Here is a 19,672-nt window from a genome sequence, read left to right as displayed (position 1 = left end):
TAGTGTATAAGATTTTTGAATTATATTCTTATTTCTTGGAATTGTCTGGCCATCCGCCTTCCCAGTCAGAGTGGACTACCCCAATATGAATCGGTATGGTGTCAATACCTATTATTTTCGTAATAAATAATCGGTGTCGTCCGTCAAGAAGGATGAGCGATCCATCCCTACCGATATTTACGGTGATTTCACGTAAGGTAGAAGGATAGGGGCTTGAGTTTCCGTCTACTAAATTATCAAGCTTCGTTTGGCGTTTGTAACCCTGTTCAACAATTGATCTGAAGAGTTTGTCCAAGTACTTACATCGATCTTCCAAGTCTTGCATGGAGTTACATCCGTGCCAACAAGACTCACCGTTCTCAATACGGATTTTACATTGTTGGTATTGAGCAGTTTCCTCCCATTGGAACCCCCGCTCAAAGCGATTATAAAGGGACTGGTAGAGAATATAATTCTCAAATTTTCTCGATTTCACGTCCCAGTCACCACCGGACACGCAACCGGTACTTCTCACAGTGAATCCAGTATTTGGTGGAACGAATGAATTAATGCTTTCTGGGCTCGTGTAATAAATTCGTCGAGGATGAACTCCTTTTTTCCTCATTTGTAACAGATATCTCGCCTCCACCTTTATAGTAAAATAATATCGGAGAGTTTTATCAAACCTACTGGGAAGATTCTTATATACGTTTGTCATAAACTTATTCATAAGAATCTACACCACCTGTCTTGTACAGTTCAAATTGACCATTGCTAAAAGCCTTGTTTATTCCTCTCTCTCTGTCCAGATAGTCGAAATCGTCAAATGAGAATCTAAATCCTCGGTACATATCAGCATCACGGGTTTTGTCTGAAGCAAGCACAGATATATAGAACGATTGGTCATCAGTATGAAGGGACTGGTTGGCAAAGTGATCGGGGGACAAACTAACCTCTGATCTATATTGGTTCCAAAGTTTTTGGGCAATCTTACTATCTGGACCGTTCGTTGCATCAGCGTAACGGTAAGCAGGTGTTCGTGTGTGCAAAATTGGTGAATTCCCATCATAATGGTTTAATGCGGTCTCATATCCATCCATTTGAGTTTCTGGAACATGGCCAGAGCCTCGATAAATATATTCAGAAGGAAATATGACAGGTGCTGAAAATAAGAGCATGACTAATAAAAGAATAGCTAAAATAGATTTTACGGCCTGGTCATTATATCCGTCCAGACATACCAAATACAATCTGTGGATGAACACGGATCCGATGATGGTGACGACCACCATGACAAAACCAAGATGGCGGGCAAATTGATCCGATGTTCCGCCTATTAAAGATATTACCACAAACCCTACAACTGAAAGTGTACCAATTGAGATAAGAAACTCAAAGTCGTTACGTAATTGCTTTACATCCCACTCTGCAAAACACTTCTTAAGTAGATTGTATGTGAAAAATGTGCAAAATATAAAATTTATAAGGAATATTTTTATAAATATTTCTTCAAAGCTTCCACCCACCGTTTCAACCGAATCTGCACGGCCTTCTATAGTTTGAATCCCACGACCGGTTAACGCCAAAAGGCGTGAGCTCTCTCGTGCAACCGCCCCAGCAAGAAGATCATGCTCGCCCATGAATATCCAGAATATACTAAAAGTGATAATTGATGGGAGATGCCGATTAACAAATGTTTCCGGCCCAGCATCCCCAGACATTTTGTCGAGGACGAATATTAACCCAGATAGTGTGAGAAGTAATAGAACAAGATTTGCAGCCTGTTGAGGGTGTAGATGAATATAGAAAACCACCAATAAAGCAATTATCAGAATTGCCCTATTCTTAGCCACGCCGTAGTATAATAGTATTCCAAATAAGACAACCGGCAAATATAAAATTGCTTGGCTTGTTGGGTGTGGTTCAATTGATGTGCTAATTTGATTGATGGGGAGAAACATAAATGATGTGAGTAAGGCGATATGCCCTACCCCAATACTGAATAGGCGCCTTGAGAAGATGAAAATAAAGGTCGAAAATGTTATGGCAAATAAAGTAGAAACGAAGTAAAGAACTGTATTTGCATCTTGCTCAAAGATTAAGCTAAGTTCAGCACCCAAAATGTGGATCATTGGATAGCGTATTCCCGACACTAATTCGCCAGTCCATAGGATCTCTCGAGTAGCACCTAAATGTGTCATAGCATCTGTCCCTCCGACTTGGTGATATCCCCGAATTAACGGGAGACCAAGTAGAGAGATAATGGAGATCATCCCGAGCAATATACCCATAGTACGATACGGATTTGTGGCCACTAGAATGAATACTGACGTCGAAAGTGCGAAGACCAGTGAAATCCAGTACGTAGTCGGCGTATTTTGATATATCGATATTTCATAATTAGTGGCAGGATTTTGGTAAGCAATGAGTGTACCAACCGCTATTGATGAGAATGATAAAGTTGTGAGTAATAGTATAAGGCGGTCGAGTTGTTCACGTTCTCTCATCATGTTGGAATCCTAGATCTCCTTATGCCGAATCGACTTCATTTGGATGTTGATGTGCTGGAGTAACGAATCTTCTGCCCTTAGTAGTTGGCGTTTAGCAGCTTATACGTAAAGTTGTGAGTTAGGAATTGGCTAGCGATCAGCTTGGTCAGATATGTATAACGCTTATGCTCTTGAAGGTTCTTTTTCACGCATTATGAAACAGCAGGATCGGATTATATCTTATTCCGGCCAGTGGAAGAGGCCGCACTCATAAGTCCAAAGTGACCCTGAATTCCTTTCTATCAATTAATCCTGTTAGAATTGAGAGGGATGCCCATATGATAATCCCAAGCAAAACTATGAAAGTCAGTGTGAATATGCCAGTTATTTGATGTGAAAAGGCCCAGATAGGAACCCCCATGCTAATTGAAACGAATGCAATCTTCGTTAGTTCTGGAACCACTCGATTGATATCCAGTGGTAATTCTGAAGAGATGATGAAAATCTTTACCAACACATAAAATGAGTGGGTGATGACAGTAGCTATAGCTGCACCGACAACACCTACTGTAGGTATTAATAAAATATTCAAAACTACATTGCTGATAGAAGCGATCCCTTTGGCGATCGCGCGGGATTTAGCCCGACCAAGAAAATCAAGCGGATAGTCGGTTATATTTGTTATTGATGAAAGAACAACGAAAATTGAAAAGACCTGTAACACTGGAACTGCTCCAGTATAGGACTCACCAAAGATAATCTCCACAGTTGGTTCAGCAATTAATAGAATTCCAACCGCAGCAGGCACGTATAGCAGCAACGTATATATGAAAGACCTCTCGAACATCTTAGCCGCTATAAAAAGTTCTCCAGATGCTTTCTGCTTACCATACGTAGGTGAAATTGAGAAACCAAGTGCCGTGGCGGGCATCTGTACAAAACTAATAATTTGTTTGCCCAAAACGTAGTAGCTTACAGAAATCGGATTCAGGAACAAACCCACCAAAATGGTGTCCAGCTCTTTATCGACCTTACCAGACAGCCCCGTTATTGTGAGAGGAACGTTATACTCAAGAATACGACGAGTAAGGCCCTCTTCAATAGCATCGGCGGGAGGAATAGTTGTGTAGAATTTGTAATATATAGCAATTAAGCCAAATAGACTAGCGATCGCTGATGCTACAATATAGCCAATTAGTGCCCCTATAATATTGTATCCGAGTAAAATTAACCCGATGGCAAAAAATAGCCTTCCACCTCTATCGAGGATAAGTATAATTGCAGCTAAGTATATGTCTTCAAATCCCTGGGCAATTCGCCGAGTAAACTTTGTTAGTGTTTCGAATGTGATGAAAAATACACCAAGGGCTAATAAGGGCGCTAATTTTGGCTCACCTATCCAAACTGCTATGAATTCATGACCTGTCAGAAATACAAAGGCGACGATAGCTATTGTGATTGAATTGAATATAAAAGCAACCTTTATAATATAGGGTAACTGACCTGGGTTTCGCTCTCTATAATCAGTTATGTATCGTGCGGCAGACTTTGACAATCCTAACTTGCTAAAAATGCTTGCTATCGAAAATGCCGAAATGGCAAGAAAAAGTAACCCATAATCGTTGGGTTCCAATAATCTCGCTAGACCATAAATTAGGAGTGCCCCCGAAATCGTGGAAACTGACTGACTTGTTAACTCGGCTTTGAAACGGGTGCCGAGATCCGTAGCAAGACTCATTGTGATTTGCTACGCACTCATGTACAACTAGCTGTCGAAAAATATTTTAAGTCCCTTCGCCCAAGAGTAGGACTTAAAAAATATTTTACTGAAGTAAACGTCCAGGAGTTAATTATACAATAATTTTTTCGAAGTGTTTTTATCAAGCTTTCAAATTTGTTCGTATTTTAAATGATTTTGCTAGTGGGATATCAACCGTGATTTCACGACCTCTTTTCTAGCTAAACAAGGTAAAATTGGCGAATGTCGGCGTGAATGACTATAGTTTGAATTTATAATTAAATTAAAGTATTCAACACAGATGTCTTCAAGATGCAGTCAGTGACCCGAACTCTTCATGGAGTTCACTCTCTCGTCAATACCACGGATCCGGCACCGCAAAGATACTTGTGCTCGCACCACTGCACGCTGCCTTCGGCCGTGTACAGCCCGCCCTCCTACACGACATGAAGAAATTGCGTTCAGCGTCGTTAATCGTCCCTTCTTTGCCTCGCCGAGAGCCAACCCGACGCATCCAACAGCATGGCGTCCACGAAAACCTGCATAGATACAGTTCCAGTGTAATGGACTGCGACCTCAGTTGAATCGGTCGACTTTTCTAAGAGAAGGGATACACAATCATCAATGCGCGTCCTCGTTACCGGCGGTGCCGGTTTCATCGGCGGACATATCGCCGACCAGCTGACCAGGCACGGCCATGCCGTGACCGTTCTCGATAACTTCGAACCATACTACGATTTAGGAATTAAGGAACATAATGTCGAAACAGCGCGGGACGCTGCGGCCTCTAGCGACGGATCCTACGAGTTCGTCGACGTCTCGCTCACCGAAGAAGAACTTGTCAACGAACTCGTCGCCGATGTCGACATCGTCTATCATCAAGCAGCCCAGGCCGGCGTCCGCAAAAGCGTCGAGGAGCCCAAGAAGGTCAACCGCTACAACGTCGATGGGACGATCAACGTCCTCGACGCCGCCCGCAAACATGACATCGATCGGGTTGTCGTCGCCTCATCGTCGTCGGTCTACGGCAAGCCCGAATACCTGCCGTACGACGAGGACCACCCCACAACACCCGTCTCACCCTACGGCGTCTCCAAACTGGCCACCGAACAGTATGCACGCGTCTACAGCGAGATCTACGACCTTCCAACGGTCTCGCTGCGTTACTTTACTGTCTACGGTCCACGGATGCGTCCGAATATGGCGATGACGAACTTCGTCTCCCGATGTATACACGGCAAATCGCCGATCATCTATGGTGACGGGTCCCAAACGCGTGATTTTACCTTCATCGACGACGTTCGCCGTGTCAACGAGCAACTCCTGACCGACGATCGCGCTGATGGCGAGATTCTTAATGTGGGTTCAACTGACACTATCGACATTCTGACCCTTGCAGAGGTCGTCCGCGACGAGATAGATCCCTCACTCGGAATCAAATTCGACAAGGCCCGTGAGGGTGACGCCGAGCACACCCACGCCGACGTTTCGAAAGCAAACGAAATACTCGATTATGAGCCCACTGTCGATATTCGTGAAGGCGTCTCGCAGTTCATCACCTGGTATCGCGAAAATCAGAATTGGTACGATCCACTCGTCCGCTCATCGTAGTCACCGCATTGTTCCAAATCAAAATATCAGAGTGGGAATAGTTAGTGGTGGATTACAGAAAAGTGGTGACGAGGTGCTTGTTCAGCAGGGTTATCTAGGGTATCGCTCTGTTAAAGCCTACTGTATTATCTTAGGTTTTGAATGTCTAAATCACAGATAACTGAATTGGAACCACATTTGTGGCGATAAAGTCGAAAAAACCAGTGACCAGTCCGCAAACAACAGGTCAGTCGTCAGCCGGTGCTGGTACGGCTTCAATTTCGTTCTTCAATCGACGCTCCGTTTCGTCCCGATCCCCCGGATAGCCGACGTCGATCCGCCAGCCATCCATGCTGATCGTATCGATCGTCCGTCCGCTCTGAATCAATAGATCAATTGCCTCGCTGATCTCGTACTCGCCCCGATTACTTGACTGAACCAGATGACACGCATGGAAGATCGCTGGCGTAAAAGTGTAAAAGCCGGTCATCACTAAATTCGACGGCGGCTCATCGGTTTTTCCACTACATCCGTAATCTCGCCGTACTGATTCGTGTTGCAAACACCATACCGACTTGCCTCCTCCCACGGCACTTCCTCGACGAGAAATGCCGCGTCGGCACGGTCCTCCGTGTGGCGACGAACAACGTCCTCCAGATTGGCCTGGAAGATATTGTCCCCGAGAATCAGCATGAAGTCATCGTCGACGTGTTCCTCCGCAGTGGGTAACTCGTGAGCGAGACCGTTTTGTTCACGCTGGTGCGTATAGGTGATTGGCACACCCTCGTACAAGTACCCATAGTGATCAATGATTTTCTCTTTCAGATACCCCACCACGACGACGGGTTTTCCGCGCCGAGATCAACCAGCTGATCGAAACAGTGCGTGAGAATCGGCTTGCCGTTGACCTCCACCATCCCCTTTGGCTTGTCGTCCGTCAGCGGACGAAGTCTCGTGCCTTTCCCGGCTGCAAGTACCACAGCATCCATAGATAATGCACTCATCAGCCGATTCACATTAAGATTCTGGCTCGAATCTCATCTCTCACTTTCGATGGTTGATTTACTCTTATTTCCAGTAATTATAATACACATTAGCCCCTCTACCAGCCTGGAAGCCACGCTCGCCGGTTCGCCGGATCGGGCAGAAATGCCCCGGGTGCTGTAGACACCCGGAGCGTGGCTTCCGAACCCTACTTGGGGTTTATCGGATAGCCATGACACGCTACAAACCACACACCCATAAACCGTTCGCACAGCCCGCCTACCACCACTATGCGCCCACTCGTGAGTCTGTCAGAGGACTCGACCCGTACGGGCCGCCCCACTACCACTGGACCCCCGCCGCGATGAGCGACCGACCGTCGAAGAAGGTGCGCGTCACCCCCGCGCCGCCGCGACGCACCACCCGTCCGTCACACGATCCGAGAGACGCCTATCCGCCCTGTCCGAAGTGCGGCGAGCCGATCGTTCTCGTGAGAACGTTCGGCCCCGAACGACACAATGCCGATCCCTGCGGCTGTGGACTCACCGCCTACGAAGTCAAACACCTGGTGAGGAGCCCATGACGGAAGACGACTCACCTTTCCCGAACTGTCCGGCGTGTGACTACCCGGTGACCGACGTCACCTCGACGGGCCCGCACACCCATCTCGCCAGGCCCTGTGGCTGTCCACTAACTCTAGCAGACGTCCAGGCGATGAACGACTAAACCCACTCAGCGTACGCCCGTGAGGGCGTGGGGAGAAGACCCCTCGCTTCGCGACACAATCGACGCCACGATTGATAAGTAACGGAACCCAACAGGTGTCCATGAGACGGCGAGAGCTGGTCGCGATGACGCTGGGAAGTTGGGCGAGCGCGGTCGGTCTTCGTTCGGACGACGCGGACGTTCCGGAGATAGTCGACGTCCGACTCGACGCGACCGAGCTCACAAACGGTGACACGGAACTCTCGCTGACGGTACGGGCCGAATCGAAGTCGCCGGTGAACTGGCTCACCCGGCGGCTGGTCGGTCCGAACGGAACCATCCTCGGTGGCGGCTACGAGATTCCCTACGACGAGGTGGACGACGGCGTCTGGGAGTACACAGAATCGCGGACGATTTCGAAGTGGGCGCCGGACGGAGAGTACCGGTACGAAAACGTGAGCGTTCGCAACGAGGCACAAGAAGAGTCAGTCGAGTGGCCGGACGACGTCGGAACGACGATCGAGACCGGATACGAAGCGGACGAACCGGTCCTCGAAGACGTATCGCTTCGGGCTGACTCGCTCGAGGCGGAAGACACCGAACTCGAACTCACCCTCGAGGCGGAATCGAACGCGCCGGTGAACTGGCTCACCCGCCGGCTGATCGGCCCGGAAAGAACCATCCTGGGCGGCGGTTACGAGGTCCCGTTCGACCACGATGGGGGCGACCGCTGGACGTACGCCGAATCCCGAACGGTCTCGAAGTGGGCGCCGAACGGTTCGTACGCCTACGAGACCGTGAGCGTTCGCAACGAGGGACACAGGGAGTCCGACGAGTGGCCCGACCCGATCGAGACGACGATCGAAACGGAGTACGTCGCCGAGAAGCCGGTCATCGAGGACGTCACGATCGAGTCCACGACCGACGCGAACGGAGACACGAGGCTCGATCTCACCGTCAGGGCGACGTCGAACGCACCGGTGAACTGGCTCACCCGGCGGCTGGTCGGCCCCAACGGAACCATCCTCGGTGGCGGCTACGAGATCCCTTACGACGAGGTGGACGACGGGATCTGGGAGTACACCGAATCCCGAACGATATCGAGACACGCCCCGACGGGCGAGTATCGCTACGAGTCGATCTCCGTGCGCAACGAAGGTCACCTCGAATCGGACGACTGGCCGAGCGAACCGAGCGTCGTCGTCGGGGAGGACGATCACTGTTTCATCGCGACGGCCGCCTGCGGGACGCCCGATCACCAGCACGTGGGCACCCTTCGACGATTCAGAGACGAAACTCTCCGGGGGAATCGACCCGGGGAAGCGTTCATTCGGGCGTATTACGCGGTGAGTCCACCGATCGCCGCCTGGATCGGAAAGACGCGGATCCGACGGAGCCTCGTCCGTCGATTGATTGTCAGCCCGGCGGCGAAACTTGCGTCGGCCATCACCTCGCCCGAATCCACAGCCGACGACTGAAAGACCGACCGGCACAACGCCGATTTCGGCGGCAATGGACACCGCTTACGTGATCACGCATCTGGTGGCCCTATAATCGCGACTCGCCGGTGTCGCGATCGTCCGACTCGTACCAGCGACGACGTCCGGTACGTTACCCGCGAAAAAGTCCCCCTATCCCGACCGATAACCCGTCGATTGCTCTGTCCCACCCTCCGACGACTCGGATGGTCTCGGCGATCAGGGTCGCGGTTCATCGCGCGAACGTTGTGCGTGGGTCGCCACCCTACGAGACGATGGAAAACGCCGGCGCCATCCCCGGAAGCGACTCCGTCGACAGCGGGCGAGTTACTGCCCCGACTACCGGCCTGCAACGCCCATACAGACGTAGCGAAGCGCATCGAGTGCGTGATCCTGAGCGCCCGATTTCCCGACGTGTTCGCCCTTATAGCCGTGGAACTCCCGGACGAGCCGTTCACACCGATCCGACACGAGCAGGCCAACGGCTCCTTCAGGAGCCGCCTCACGGGCAGCCGCTTGTGCCTGGGCTTCTTTCGCACGGGTCCGCCTGTATTCCGCTTGTTGGGCTTCGATCTGTCGGGGCGACCCTACAAATGTTACCACCGAGGGCGTCGTCCGGATTGGCCGCCTCCCGTCGGATTCGAGTCGGCGGCGGACCTCTGCGATACCCGCATCGAGATTGCGCGTCGCCGCCGTGGCGTCGTAGCCGGCACGTCGAAACCGGTCGAGATCGTCGGGGGCGTGATCGCCGTAGATGATCCCCCGCGGGCGGGAGTCGAGCCACTCGATGGCGTCGTCGAGGTGGCATTCGGATTCGTAGAACTCATCGAGGACGACCAGCTGATCGTAGGGCGTTTTCCCCACTTCGACGAGGACGCGTGGATCGTTCCAGCCGGCGTCGTAGCCGTAGGCACGCCAGTCGTCGGCGACGCGGTCACGAGCGTCGGCGTGGGGAATGACGTGGGTGTCGCGGCGGAAGTCGCTATAGACGAGCCCCTCGGCTTCGGCGAACCCACCGTGCAGCGTCTGCGTTTCGCGTTCGGTGCCGTCGTACTGGCGCTTGAAGCGCTCGACCGTCCCGGCGTCGAGATACGGGTTCTCGAGCGTCGACGACCGAATCAGTTCGATCTCGAGGCCGATCGGATTGCCGGTCGAATCCTGGCGCTGTTCGAGGATTTCCCAGGCGTCGTTGTAGCCGTTGCCGGTCAGCGTCCAGCACTGCACTTTGGGTCCGTCGACGCCACGCAGGCGCGACCCAACCATCTCCAGGAGGTCGTGTAGATCGGTCTGGTAGTGGCTGGGTTCGTCGAGCCAGATACCGCCGAATGCGTCGCCCGCGTACCGGTTCCACGTATCGGCCGAACCGAGGATTATCGTCGTGTCGTTCGTCAGCGTGAGTCGGTACTCGCTCCGATTGAAGTCGGCGACGATCGGGCTCTGTTCGGGCCCGTTAAACGACCGGGTCAACAGCTCCGTCCGATCACCCGGCAACTGCTCACAGAGGTTGCGAAACGTGGTGTTGCGTGCCTCCGAAAACGTCATCCCCATCGCGAGAAACCGACTTCCAGGATGAGCCAGCGCCTGGGCGATCGTCCAGCGAGCACCGAAGATGGTCTTGCCGCTGGCGTAGCCCCCGAGATTGGCGACGATGTCGACCTCCTCGCTCTCGAGGGCCTCGAGACACGCCTGTTGGGGCCCCCAGAGGTCGTAGGTGAGCGTCGCCGACTCGGCGTCGTAGCTGGTTCCCGTCGGTCGCGCGACGGGATCTGCCTCGCGCCACTCGACGGTCACGACCGCCGGGGCGTCAGTCGCGGCGGCGTCGGCCGATCGCCGGGTGCGTTTGAGAGCGTCGATGTCACGCCGGATCGCGCTTCGTCTCTTTCTCATGCACCCGTGTCGGACGTCGCGGTGTCCTCATCGTAGGAGAGGCGCTCGAGTTCGGCGGCCATCTCGTCGAGTTCTCTGTCGTTGAGCAGTTGGCGATACTGGCCGGAAAGCGAGGCTAACGCGCGGATCCACTTGATCAGGAGTTCTTCCTCTGCGGGCGAGTCGGGGTCGAAGCGATCGATGCGGGTGTGGGCCAGGTCGATGACGTCGGTGAGGCGGTCGAGGACCTCGTCGCGGTCGGTACGGTCGGAAACGGAATCGGCAGTCATAGTGGTGTGCTACCGCACCCGTGTGCGCTCGAAGGCGACGGGCCGCGGATGCACACATTGGATTGGTTGCCGCCGACGTTAAGGATTGAGTTACCGCGGTGAAAGTAAAGGATCCTGACGGTCCGGAAAACAGGCCTATTCCTCACGAAGCGACCAGCCGTCGAGATACGCCGAATCGGCCAGATACGTCCCCAGCACGTCGCGGACCCACTGAGGTTCGAACGTCGTTTCGATCTGTTTCACTCGCCCATCACGGCCGCGCGAATCGATCCAGGTCTCGACGAGGCCCATCGTCTCGAGGTCGGTGATGGTGGTTCGAATCGTCCGCTTGCTGAGATCGAGTTGCGTTGCCAGGGCAGACGATTCGAGCGTGCGGTGGATCTCGGCGGTCGTCACCGGCTGTTTGATCTCGCCGTGGCGATTCATCCCCGTCGCCCCGACGAGCACCAGAAAGTGATTGACCGGCAGCGCCAGCAGTTTCTCGGTCGTCACCTCCCGATCGGTCGCACCGAGATTGGCGTCGAAACACGCCCGCGTCACCCGCTCGAGTCCGCGCTCGTTCGCCTGTTCGCCGGCGCGACGCACCAGCGTCAACGCCTTGCGCGCGTCGCCCCAGCGCCGGGCGGCTTCGCTGACGCCGTACTCGATCGTCGCCGGCGAGATCGTCCCCTCCTGAAAGGCCCGCTCGATTCGCGGCGCGAGAATCGCTTCCAGTTCGTCGACGCCGTAGGGCGGAAAGAAGACCTGGTCGTCACTCATCGCACTCTGGACGCGGCTGTCGAGGCGAAGGTCGACTTCGAGCAGCTGGTTGCTCACCACCCACACCGAGAGATCGATCCCGCGGCGGCGTTTTCCCTCGCCGCGTAACAGCCGATAGAAAAACTCGTTGGGGTTGTAGTTGGTATCGTGGGTGATCTGGTCGATCTCGTCGAGAAGAAAGATCGTCCAGGCGGGATAGTCCTCGAGGGCGTCCCAGATCGCCTCGAAGACGCCGTCGAGGCCCTCGTAGGCGCGCTTTTTCGCGCCGGTGAGTTCGGCGAGGATCTCGTTGGCGGCGCTAAACAGCGTCCGACACTCTTTGAGATTGACGTACTCGACGGCGACGTCGTCGTGGCGATCGGCGAACGCCTGACAGACGCGGCGGGTCGTCAGCGTCTTGCCGGTGCCGGGCGGACCGTAGATCGAGACGGTCGGCGGCAGATAGCCCTCGTCGACGCCGTTCAGAATCGTCGCGAGGTCGCGTTCCTGTGTCTCTCGCGAAACGATCTCGTCGGGGTCGGTCAACGGGTCGAGGGCGCGTTTCTCGGCGAAAACGCTGGTTTCGGAGGCGGTAGCGGCAAACAGTTCGTCGTAATCGGTCATGAGACGGGGCGTTCCAGCGGAACTACGAGTGTGTATACACGGCGTGAACCGCTAAAACCATTGCGAGCATGTCACTACTGAGTCGAGTCGGTCGGCCCCGAACGCCACAATGCCGATCCCTGCGGCTGTGGGCTGACCGCCTACGAGGTCAAGCACCTGGTGAGAGAGCCATGACGGAAGAGGACTCGCCATTCCCGAACTGTCCGGCGTGTGACTACCCGGTGACCGACGTCACCTCGACGGGTCCACACACGCATCTCGCCAGACCGTGTGGCTGTCCGCTGTCTCTCGCGGATGTCCAGGCGATGAACGACTAGGAACAACCACTCAGCGTACGCCCGTGCGAGCCCCAATTGCCCGTTCCGTCTACTGCAGTCCGTTTCACCATCGAGCGAGAAGTGGGCTGAGAATGCGACGGCAGTCTCGACACGCGCGGTCGATAGAAAGTGAAGTGATACACAGCGATACGCCTAATACACTTGGAGACGAGCGCATACATATGCCGATCGACATAGAAACCTTCGAATCGACTCCCTCGGATGGCCTCCAACGTGCGGGGAAAACGAACGCCGATCGCGTCATGGGGTTTCTCGCGTCCCACCCCGATAAGGCGTTCACCCAGAGCGAGATCCGCGATGCGACTGACGTCAAAGCCGGGAGTATCAGCGTCGTCCTCTCTCGGCTCGAAGAACGAGGACTCGTGCGTCACAAGGGCAACTTCTGGGCGCTCGGAGAGGGCGATGACGTAGCGGCGTACACGAGTTTGCTCGAAAGTACGCGAGCGGCGAATGACCGGTTCGGCGAAGAGGACATGGATGAATGGCTCGAACACGCCGTCGATGAGGAGTCTGGATGACGTATCGACGCGGCGATGTAGTCTGGGGGCCGGATCCGTTCAAATCGGGAGAGAACCCGCGTCCGTGGTTGATCTGTAACAACGACAACCACCCGTTCGGTGACGAGGAGTACATGACCGTCACGCTGACGACGACTCCGCACGACGACGGTATCCCGATCTTCGATGAGGACTGGGTCGAAGGTGGTATGCCTCGGCAGAGTTACGCCTCTCCGTGGGCAGTCGCCTCCCCGAAACACGCGGCGCTCGTACGGCGGCAGGGCCGACTCGAAGAATCGTTCGTCCAAACGGTCGTTGAGGCGCTAGAGGGCTATCTCGAATCGCCGATCGAGTGATTACACTCCGCACCAAACAGCGTTAACCACTAGTGACGAGCGTATCGCCACTGATCGATGTATCCGAAGCGTCGGTTGTGAGACGGAATAAAACCGTTCTCGTTCGACTCGTGCACCACTAACGGCGTCGTATCGGGGACGAATCTCGACACTCCAGAGAACGCGTCGTCGATCGATCGGCGGCTCTCAACTACGATCAGCTGCGAGCGACCGACCGTCGAAAAAGGTGCGCGTCACCCCCGCGCCACCGCGACGAACCACCCGTCCGTCACTCGATCCGAGAGATGCCTACCCGCCCTGTCCGAAGTGCGGCGAGCCGATCGTCCTGGTCAGAACCTTCGGTCCCGATCGCCACAATGCCGATCCCTGCGGCTGTGGACTCACCGCCTACGAGGTCAAACACCTGGTGAGGAGCCCATGACGGAAGACGACTCACCTTTCCCGAACTGTCCGGCCTGTGACTATCCGGTGACCGACGTCACGTCCACCGGCCCACACACCCATCTCGCTAGACCGTGTGGCTGTCCACTATCTCTAGCAGACGTCCAGGCGATGAACGACTAGGACGTCCCGACCGCCCACTCAGATTTGCGCCCGTGCGAGTACCGATCACCAGCAACCGATTCCTAGTCGGCTACCCCGTTCTCGTTCGGCTCGTCCCACCGCTGACGGCGCCGTATCGGGGACGAATTTCAGTTCTCAGGATGTCGCGATCGGCGGCTCTCACCGACGATCACCCGCGAGCGACCGCCGTACGAGTTCGATCGATGGAATCGTGCCGCGGCTAACCGTCGCCGAGTGTGACGGATCACCCTCGGACGACGGCCGTCGGATCGGTGGCGCCGGCCTCCTGGAGTTCGGAGTCGAACGAGACGAGTTCGGCGTCGTGGTTGCGTGCACAGGCCAGGATGAGACAGTCGATCGGGTACAGGAGGGTCTCTTTTTGGAGCCGGTTTGCGGTCATCATATCAGATGCGCCGGGGATCACGGTGCGGACGTCGGCCGTGATTTCGTCCTGTATATCGTGTGCTCGAGATTGCTCGAGGCGCTGTTTCTTCGTTAGGACAGAGCGCAGTTCCATGAGGTTCATCGTCGACGTGAGGAACTCGTGATCGCCGTCGAGTAGTTCGGTTGCGACATCGCCCGAGTCGGGTTCGTCTGTCACGGCCGCGATGAAACAGTTCGTATCGAGAAAGAGTCTCATCGTCGTTCGCGTAGCGATCGAACTTCCTCGACGGAGTCGACGTCGAGTTCGGCTGCAATGCCGCGGAGGCGGGTACCCAACGGCTCGCGCTCGTCATCGGTCGCATCGGTCGAGCGCGCAAATTCGCTCGCTTCGTCGGCGTACACTCCCATACGTGGGGAGAAGAGTGCCAACGATAAAACAGTTCGGTACGTGCCCGTCCCGGCGACGGAGACGCTACCTACGGTTGCATCGAGGACGATCGAGTTTCGGCGTACATCGCGTCGGCGCCAGCGTTCACGCCGCTCAAAATCCATCGATCTCCGTCTCGTCCTGTCCCCAGCGACGAGGATGTCTCGACGGTCCGGGCTGATCGGGATCGCCGTAACAGAGCTAACGCGGCCGCGAGCGAGCGACGAAGAAATTGGATTGTCACGCCTGCGCCACCGAGAGACACCACCCGACCGAAATACGATCACCGAGAGATGCCTACCCGCCCTGTCCGAAGTGCGGCGAGCCGATCGTTCTCGTGAGAACGTTCGGTCCCGACCGCCACAACGCCGATCCCTGCGGTTGTGGACTCACCGCCTACGAGGTCAAACACCTGGTGAGGAGCCCATGACCGAACACGATTCGCCCTTCCCGAACTGTCCGGCGTGTGACTACCCCGCGACCGCGGTCACGTCCACCGGCCCACACACCCACCTCGCCAGGCCCTGGGGCTGTCCACTGTCCCTTGCAGACGTCCTAGCGATGAACGAGTAGACCACCTGTGCGAGTGCCCCGCACCCACCGATCGACAGCCACGCTGTCGTGACGGACGAACGGTGCAAATGGAAGAATCCCCGTTCGGTCGACTGACTCGCTGGCGAACCCTTTTATCTCAGATGCACCTACTGAGGGTATGGTGCCGACGGAGCTGGACGATCGAGCGGTTCGCGAGGCGGTAACCGGCGTCTTGAGCGAGCACCCGGTCGACGTGGGGATTCTTTTCGGTTCCTGGGCGCGAGGCGACGTCCACGCGCGAAGCGATATCGACGTTGGGGTGGCTCTCGACGGGATCGAACCGAATGATCCGGCGTACAACGACGTGATACTGGGTATCGGCGTCGACTTGTCGCTCGCGCTCGGGACCGACGACGTGGACGTGGTCGACCTTCGTTCGGCTCGGTCGTCGCTCGTACGAGCGGCGCTGGATCACGGAATCGTTCTCGTCGGGGACGACAGGTCCGTCGACCGACTCCGAGATGCCGTCGAACGCGACGACGAATCGCGGTCGCCGGCCGACCGATTCGACGAGATACTCGCGAGGATCGACGATCTCCTCGCATGACGCTCTCTGCCGCCGACGTAGAGCGGGTGGTGACGGCTGCAAAAACCATCGAGGAGAGCCTGACTATCCTCGCGGAGTACCAGTCGATGGATCGAGCGGCGTACCGGTCGGATCAGGTCGCTCGAGACGTGGTCGAACGGCGATTCGTCAAAGCGACCGAGGCCGCACTCGACATCGCGAAGACGCTGGTTCGCGCCGAGTCCGGATCCGTTCCCGAGACGAATCGAGAAACGATGCAATCGCTCGCCCACGCCGGAATTATACGGTCCGAACCGGCCGAAGCGATGGCACAGGCGGCTAGCTTTCGGAACGTCCTGGCTCACACCTACGGTGACGTCATCGACCACGATAGCGTGTACAACGCCCTTCAGGATCTCGATCGGTATCGAACGTTTCTGCACGACGTTCGTTCGTATCTGAACGAAACAGGAGCGTTGTGACCGATCGCGGGCGACGGCAGTTTCTTCGGGTACGACGTGATCGGGATCTCGAGAACCGCTGACCGCTTGCGGTACGCTCGTCGCCGAAACGTACCCATCGAAAGAGTGACGAAGTGACACCGATTCGTCCGAGCCTGCCCGTTGCCCGAAACCGTATCGGATGGCCAGTTACGGAACGGTCCCTGCACCTGACTCGCGAGGACGCCGTCGTCGTGACCGGCGAATCAACCGTGAACCACTGATAGGTAGGGCTCACGAAAGCGCCTGTAATTATCCCGTGACCGACGTCACGTCCACCGGCCCACACACCCACCTCGCCAGACCCTGTGGCTATCCCTCGAAGACGTCCGGGCGATGAACGACTAATCCATGCAAATCAGGCCCGAGTGACGGCTGGACCGGTCACCGCAGCGGTGGGCGTAAGAGCTGGACCCGTTCGGCGGGGCCAACCAGGCACCGATTGTGATCGGTCCAGCCGACGGCAGACCTATTGATTACTGAGTTTTGGGCACCGAAGTGGAAATCTGGCCCGAGGGTCCGTACAGGCAGGGAGTCGGCGAAATACTTTTTGCAACACAGAGCGTAACACAGGAGTAACACAATGAGTACACTCAACGTGAAAGTCCCGGACGAAATGGACGAGGATATCGAAGCGTTTCTGGAGGACCATCCACATTATCTGAACAAGAGCGAACTGGTTCGCGATGCCCTCCGCCACATGATCGAGGTGCCGCGGTTGTCAGAACGAACGCTCGAGGACGATCGGATCTCCCGCCGCCAGATCGAAGATGGAAACGTAACTCGGCTCGACGACCTATAAATGGTGGATGTCTTTTTCACGGATCGCGGACGGAACCGTCTCGAGGAACTCGAACCTGACACGCAAGAGCGAGTCACGAAAAAACTCCGAGACGTGCGAGACTGGCCCGATCATTACCTAAAGCGGTTGACCGGTCGTGACGACTATGTGCTTCGTGTCGGTGACTACCGGGTCCTCATCGAGTGGAAAAAACGTGATGACGAATTATACGTGAAGTCAGTCGGTCATCGGCGCAACTTCTACGATCGCGAGCCGTAGTATCGAATCGAACATCGAAGTGGTGCGTACACTGCAGACGATTGAACTAAATCTGCGTTACTTCGATGCGGCCCACCTCACCAGACCCTGTGGCTATCCCTCGCGGACGTCCGGGCGATGAACGACTAGACCACTCTGAGTACGCCAGTGCGAATGGTGACGGCCCATCTTGCACTCCGACGCGTCGGCAGATGAGCGAGACACCCGGGCTAGCGCCCAGACCGAACGATCACGCAGCACGGCGGACCGATCGATGTGAAGAGCACCTCACCCGGAGGAGATATATTCCGTTCGTGGAAAACATATATCGGTATCGGTGCCGTTGAGAGAGCCATGAGTGACGAGGATTCGAGTCGACGCGGCCCAGGTGGCAGAGCCCGCCAGCGCTGGGTGAGAGAGCGAACGACGTTTCAGCGCGTCTACGACGTCGTGACGGGCCTCACGGCGTTCGAGTCGGCGAGTGGCGTCGCCGAGCGGGCGAATTGTTCCGACGACGGTGCGCGAGATGCGCTCGCCCAGCTCGTAGAGATGGGAATCGTCGAGGAGCGCGACGGGCGCCCCGTCGCGTACCGACGCAACGACTCGTACTTCCAGTGGAAGCGGATCGAGCGCCTCGCGTCGGAGAACGATGCCGGCGCTCTGCGAGACCGGGTCGACGAACTCGTCGCAGAAGATGACGCGTTCCAGGACCGATTCGACGCACCGGATCCGAATTCGATCGCACAGACGGCGTTCGAGACGATGGATCACGACGAGATTCACGACCGGTGGGACGCGATCACCCGCTGGCGGAGCGTCCGACACGATATCGAGATTCTCCAGCAAGCCGCCTACAGAGCGGCACAACGCGACGGAAGCGACACTGGGGACGCGGTGTCGGTCTGATTCCTATGCCTGGCCCGCCATCGGACGACGATTCGATTCCCCAGGGACGGCTCGATCCGACCGCGCTTCGCACGATCGGTCGCCGGGCGGCGTCGCACCCGCTCGTTGATTCCTGGCGGTTCCAACCGACGGGGACTTCGCCCCGGTATCTCGAAGTGACGCTCGTTGCCGACGCGTATCCGCCCGCCGTGTCCGAGGCGAGACTCGACATCCGCTGGTTCGTCACGAACGACTACGCCGTCCACTACATCGAAACCAGCGACGAGTCGACCTACCAGTGCCGGTGGGATCGCCATCCGAAAACGAACGCCCCGCTGACGCATTTTCATCCGCCGCCAGACGCCGGAACAGCCGAACCCTCGGGGCTGAAACCGCATCACCTCGACGTGTTATTTTCCGTTCTCGATTGGATCGATGACCGAGTAACGTAGGTACAATCGGCGTCGCGTACCGTCCCGACCGGCGTTGACCGCGAGCGACGAACGTATCACCGCTTCTCGAGCAATCCGAGGCGCCTGCGGCTAGACGAATCACAGCCGCGCTGCGACCGGCGATACCCCCTATTCTGAGTGGATACCTCACTCATCCCCGACGTGTCTTTACTGTGACTATCCGGTGACCGACGTCACCCAAAGGGTCCACACACCCATCTCGCCAGGCCCTGTGGCTGTCCGCCCACCCTGACAGACACCCAGGCGATGAACGAGTAGGCCACCCAGCGTACGCCCGTGCGAGTGAGACGATATCGAATCGATTCGGCCACACGACCGAACGGTTCAGGGGCTCACTTCGGGATTCACTCGACAAAAGCGGTGTAGCTGTGGAGTGCGTCGACGGCTTCGGCCACGATCGAGGCAGAGAGCGTCCCCTGTTGGGTATCGAGATCGCGTCGTTTGATCGTCGTCACGTACCACGGGGAGACGTACGCGTCCCGGTTCGATCCGCCTCGAATCCAGTCATCGGCGGAAACGGCGAGCCCATCCGCGTGTCGTTGCGTCGTCATCGCGAGGGCGATACACTCCTAGAGAGCGAACGGATGCGATCGGTCGCTGACGATCAGCCACGGTCGATACGAGGGGTC

General features: G+C 56.1%; 22 protein-coding genes and 1 pseudogene. 14 read left to right on the top strand and 9 right to left on the bottom strand.

From position 1 onward, the window contains the following. Window positions 1–701: 701 nt before the first annotated feature. Window positions 702–2,489, bottom strand: a complete 1,788-nt coding sequence (locus NKH31_RS08895) for a hypothetical protein (protein ID WP_254861437.1) — start codon at window positions 2,487–2,489, stop codon at window positions 702–704. 247 nt (window positions 2,490–2,736) lie between these two features. After that, complete coding sequence (locus NKH31_RS08890; protein WP_254861436.1) at window positions 2,737–4,206, bottom strand: flippase; 1,470 nt, start codon at window positions 4,204–4,206, stop codon at window positions 2,737–2,739. 624 nt (window positions 4,207–4,830) lie between these two features. On the opposite strand from NKH31_RS08890, the gene NKH31_RS08885 reads away from it, so the two are divergent. Then, window positions 4,831–5,817: a GDP-mannose 4,6-dehydratase gene (locus NKH31_RS08885; protein WP_254861435.1), complete on the top strand. Its 987-nt coding sequence runs from the start codon at window positions 4,831–4,833 to the stop codon at window positions 5,815–5,817. Between the two features lie 226 nt (window positions 5,818–6,043). Here the strand turns inward: NKH31_RS08885 and aglF are convergent. Beyond that, window positions 6,044–6,785 (bottom strand): annotated as a pseudogene (gene aglF, locus NKH31_RS08880) (UTP--glucose-1-phosphate uridylyltransferase AglF). A 227-nt stretch (window positions 6,786–7,012) separates the two neighbouring features. On the opposite strand from aglF, the gene NKH31_RS08875 reads away from it, so the two are divergent. The 3 genes from NKH31_RS08875 (at window position 7,013) to NKH31_RS08865 (ending at window position 8,963) form a co-directional block, all read left to right on the top strand. Beyond that, on the top strand, window positions 7,013–7,363 hold the full coding sequence (locus NKH31_RS08875) for a hypothetical protein (protein WP_254861434.1): 351 nt from the start codon (window positions 7,013–7,015) through the stop codon (window positions 7,361–7,363). After that, complete coding sequence (locus NKH31_RS08870) at window positions 7,360–7,506, top strand: hypothetical protein (RefSeq protein ID WP_254861433.1); 147 nt, start codon at window positions 7,360–7,362, stop codon at window positions 7,504–7,506. Before NKH31_RS08875 ends, NKH31_RS08870 begins: the two co-directional genes overlap by 4 nt. Before the next feature lie 101 nt (window positions 7,507–7,607). Further along, a complete protein-coding gene (locus NKH31_RS08865; RefSeq protein WP_254861432.1) occupies window positions 7,608–8,963 on the top strand; it encodes a CFI-box-CTERM domain-containing protein in 1,356 nt (451 codons plus the stop codon). Window positions 8,964–9,302: 339 nt separating this feature from the next. Here the strand turns inward: NKH31_RS08865 and NKH31_RS08860 are convergent, their stop codons facing one another. The 3 genes from NKH31_RS08860 to NKH31_RS08850 form a co-directional block, all read right to left on the bottom strand. Further along, a complete protein-coding gene (locus NKH31_RS08860; protein ID WP_254861431.1) occupies window positions 9,303–10,850 on the bottom strand; it encodes a hypothetical protein in 1,548 nt (515 codons plus the stop codon). Beyond that, window positions 10,847–11,119 (bottom strand): DUF8136 domain-containing protein, encoded by a 273-nt coding sequence (locus NKH31_RS08855; protein ID WP_254861430.1) that lies wholly within the window; start codon window positions 11,117–11,119, stop codon window positions 10,847–10,849. Before NKH31_RS08855 ends, NKH31_RS08860 begins: the two co-directional genes overlap by 4 nt. A gap of 135 nt (window positions 11,120–11,254) precedes the next feature. After that, a complete protein-coding gene (locus NKH31_RS08850; RefSeq protein ID WP_254861429.1) occupies window positions 11,255–12,481 on the bottom strand; it encodes a Cdc6/Cdc18 family protein in 1,227 nt (408 codons plus the stop codon). A gap of 170 nt (window positions 12,482–12,651) precedes the next feature. Between NKH31_RS08850 and NKH31_RS08845 the strand changes: the two genes are divergently transcribed. From NKH31_RS08845 to NKH31_RS08835, 3 genes are all read left to right on the top strand, one after another. Beyond that, a complete protein-coding gene (locus tag NKH31_RS08845) occupies window positions 12,652–12,798 on the top strand; it encodes a hypothetical protein (RefSeq protein ID WP_254861428.1) in 147 nt (48 codons plus the stop codon). 182 nt (window positions 12,799–12,980) lie between these two features. Beyond that, entirely contained in the window at window positions 12,981–13,337 is a 357-nt protein-coding gene (locus NKH31_RS08840; protein ID WP_254864778.1) for a MarR family transcriptional regulator, read from the top strand. After that, the gene (locus tag NKH31_RS08835; protein WP_254864777.1) at window positions 13,334–13,672 is read left to right on the top strand and encodes a type II toxin-antitoxin system PemK/MazF family toxin; all 339 of its coding nucleotides are present in this window, start codon (window positions 13,334–13,336) and stop codon (window positions 13,670–13,672) included. The genes NKH31_RS08840 and NKH31_RS08835 overlap by 4 nt, the downstream gene beginning before the upstream one ends. 808 nt (window positions 13,673–14,480) lie before the next feature. On the opposite strand, the gene NKH31_RS08830 is transcribed toward NKH31_RS08835, so the two are convergent. Together NKH31_RS08830 and NKH31_RS08825 are read right to left on the bottom strand one after the other, a co-directional pair. Then, entirely contained in the window at window positions 14,481–14,876 is a 396-nt protein-coding gene (locus NKH31_RS08830; protein WP_254864776.1) for a type II toxin-antitoxin system VapC family toxin, read from the bottom strand. Then, window positions 14,873–15,028 carry a hypothetical protein gene (locus NKH31_RS08825; RefSeq protein ID WP_254864775.1) on the bottom strand — a complete coding sequence of 52 codons (156 nt, stop codon included), beginning with the start codon at window positions 15,026–15,028 and terminating at the stop codon, window positions 14,873–14,875. The genes NKH31_RS08830 and NKH31_RS08825 overlap by 4 nt, the downstream gene beginning before the upstream one ends. Before the next feature lie 445 nt (window positions 15,029–15,473). Between NKH31_RS08825 and NKH31_RS08820 the strand changes: the two genes are divergently transcribed. From NKH31_RS08820 to NKH31_RS08795, 7 genes are all read left to right on the top strand, one after another. Further along, window positions 15,474–15,620: a hypothetical protein gene (locus tag NKH31_RS08820; protein ID WP_254864774.1), complete on the top strand. Its 147-nt coding sequence runs from the start codon at window positions 15,474–15,476 to the stop codon at window positions 15,618–15,620. Between the two features lie 139 nt (window positions 15,621–15,759). After that, on the top strand, window positions 15,760–16,188 hold the full coding sequence (gene mntA / locus NKH31_RS08815) for a type VII toxin-antitoxin system MntA family adenylyltransferase antitoxin (protein WP_254864773.1): 429 nt from the start codon (window positions 15,760–15,762) through the stop codon (window positions 16,186–16,188). Beyond that, window positions 16,185–16,628, top strand: coding sequence for a type VII toxin-antitoxin system HepT family RNase toxin (gene hepT, locus NKH31_RS08810; protein ID WP_254864772.1), 444 nt, complete (start codon window positions 16,185–16,187; stop codon window positions 16,626–16,628). The genes mntA and hepT overlap by 4 nt, the downstream gene beginning before the upstream one ends. 601 nt (window positions 16,629–17,229) lie before the next feature. Then, entirely contained in the window at window positions 17,230–17,448 is a 219-nt protein-coding gene (locus NKH31_RS08805) for a ribbon-helix-helix domain-containing protein (protein WP_254864771.1), read from the top strand. After that, a complete protein-coding gene (locus NKH31_RS17775) occupies window positions 17,449–17,706 on the top strand; it encodes a type II toxin-antitoxin system RelE family toxin (RefSeq protein WP_343217296.1) in 258 nt (85 codons plus the stop codon). Between the two features lie 333 nt (window positions 17,707–18,039). Next, window positions 18,040–18,591 carry a DUF7342 family protein gene (locus NKH31_RS08800; RefSeq protein WP_254864770.1) on the top strand — a complete coding sequence of 184 codons (552 nt, stop codon included), beginning with the start codon at window positions 18,040–18,042 and terminating at the stop codon, window positions 18,589–18,591. 5 nt (window positions 18,592–18,596) lie between these two features. After that, window positions 18,597–19,022, top strand: coding sequence for a toxin-antitoxin system TumE family protein (locus NKH31_RS08795; RefSeq protein WP_254864769.1), 426 nt, complete (start codon window positions 18,597–18,599; stop codon window positions 19,020–19,022). 365 nt (window positions 19,023–19,387) lie between these two features. Here NKH31_RS08795 and NKH31_RS08790 read toward each other — a convergent pair whose 3' ends face one another. Further along, window positions 19,388–19,594, bottom strand: a complete 207-nt coding sequence (locus NKH31_RS08790) for a hypothetical protein (protein WP_254864768.1) — start codon at window positions 19,592–19,594, stop codon at window positions 19,388–19,390. Between the last annotated feature and the right edge of the window lie 78 nt (window positions 19,595–19,672).

The sequence above is a fragment of the Halovivax gelatinilyticus genome, assembly GCF_024300625.1.
Classification (GTDB): Archaea; Halobacteriota; Halobacteria; order Halobacteriales; family Natrialbaceae; genus Halovivax; species Halovivax gelatinilyticus.
Note: the sequence above shows the minus strand (reverse complement) of the source record. Positions and strands in the feature narration are given on the sequence as shown.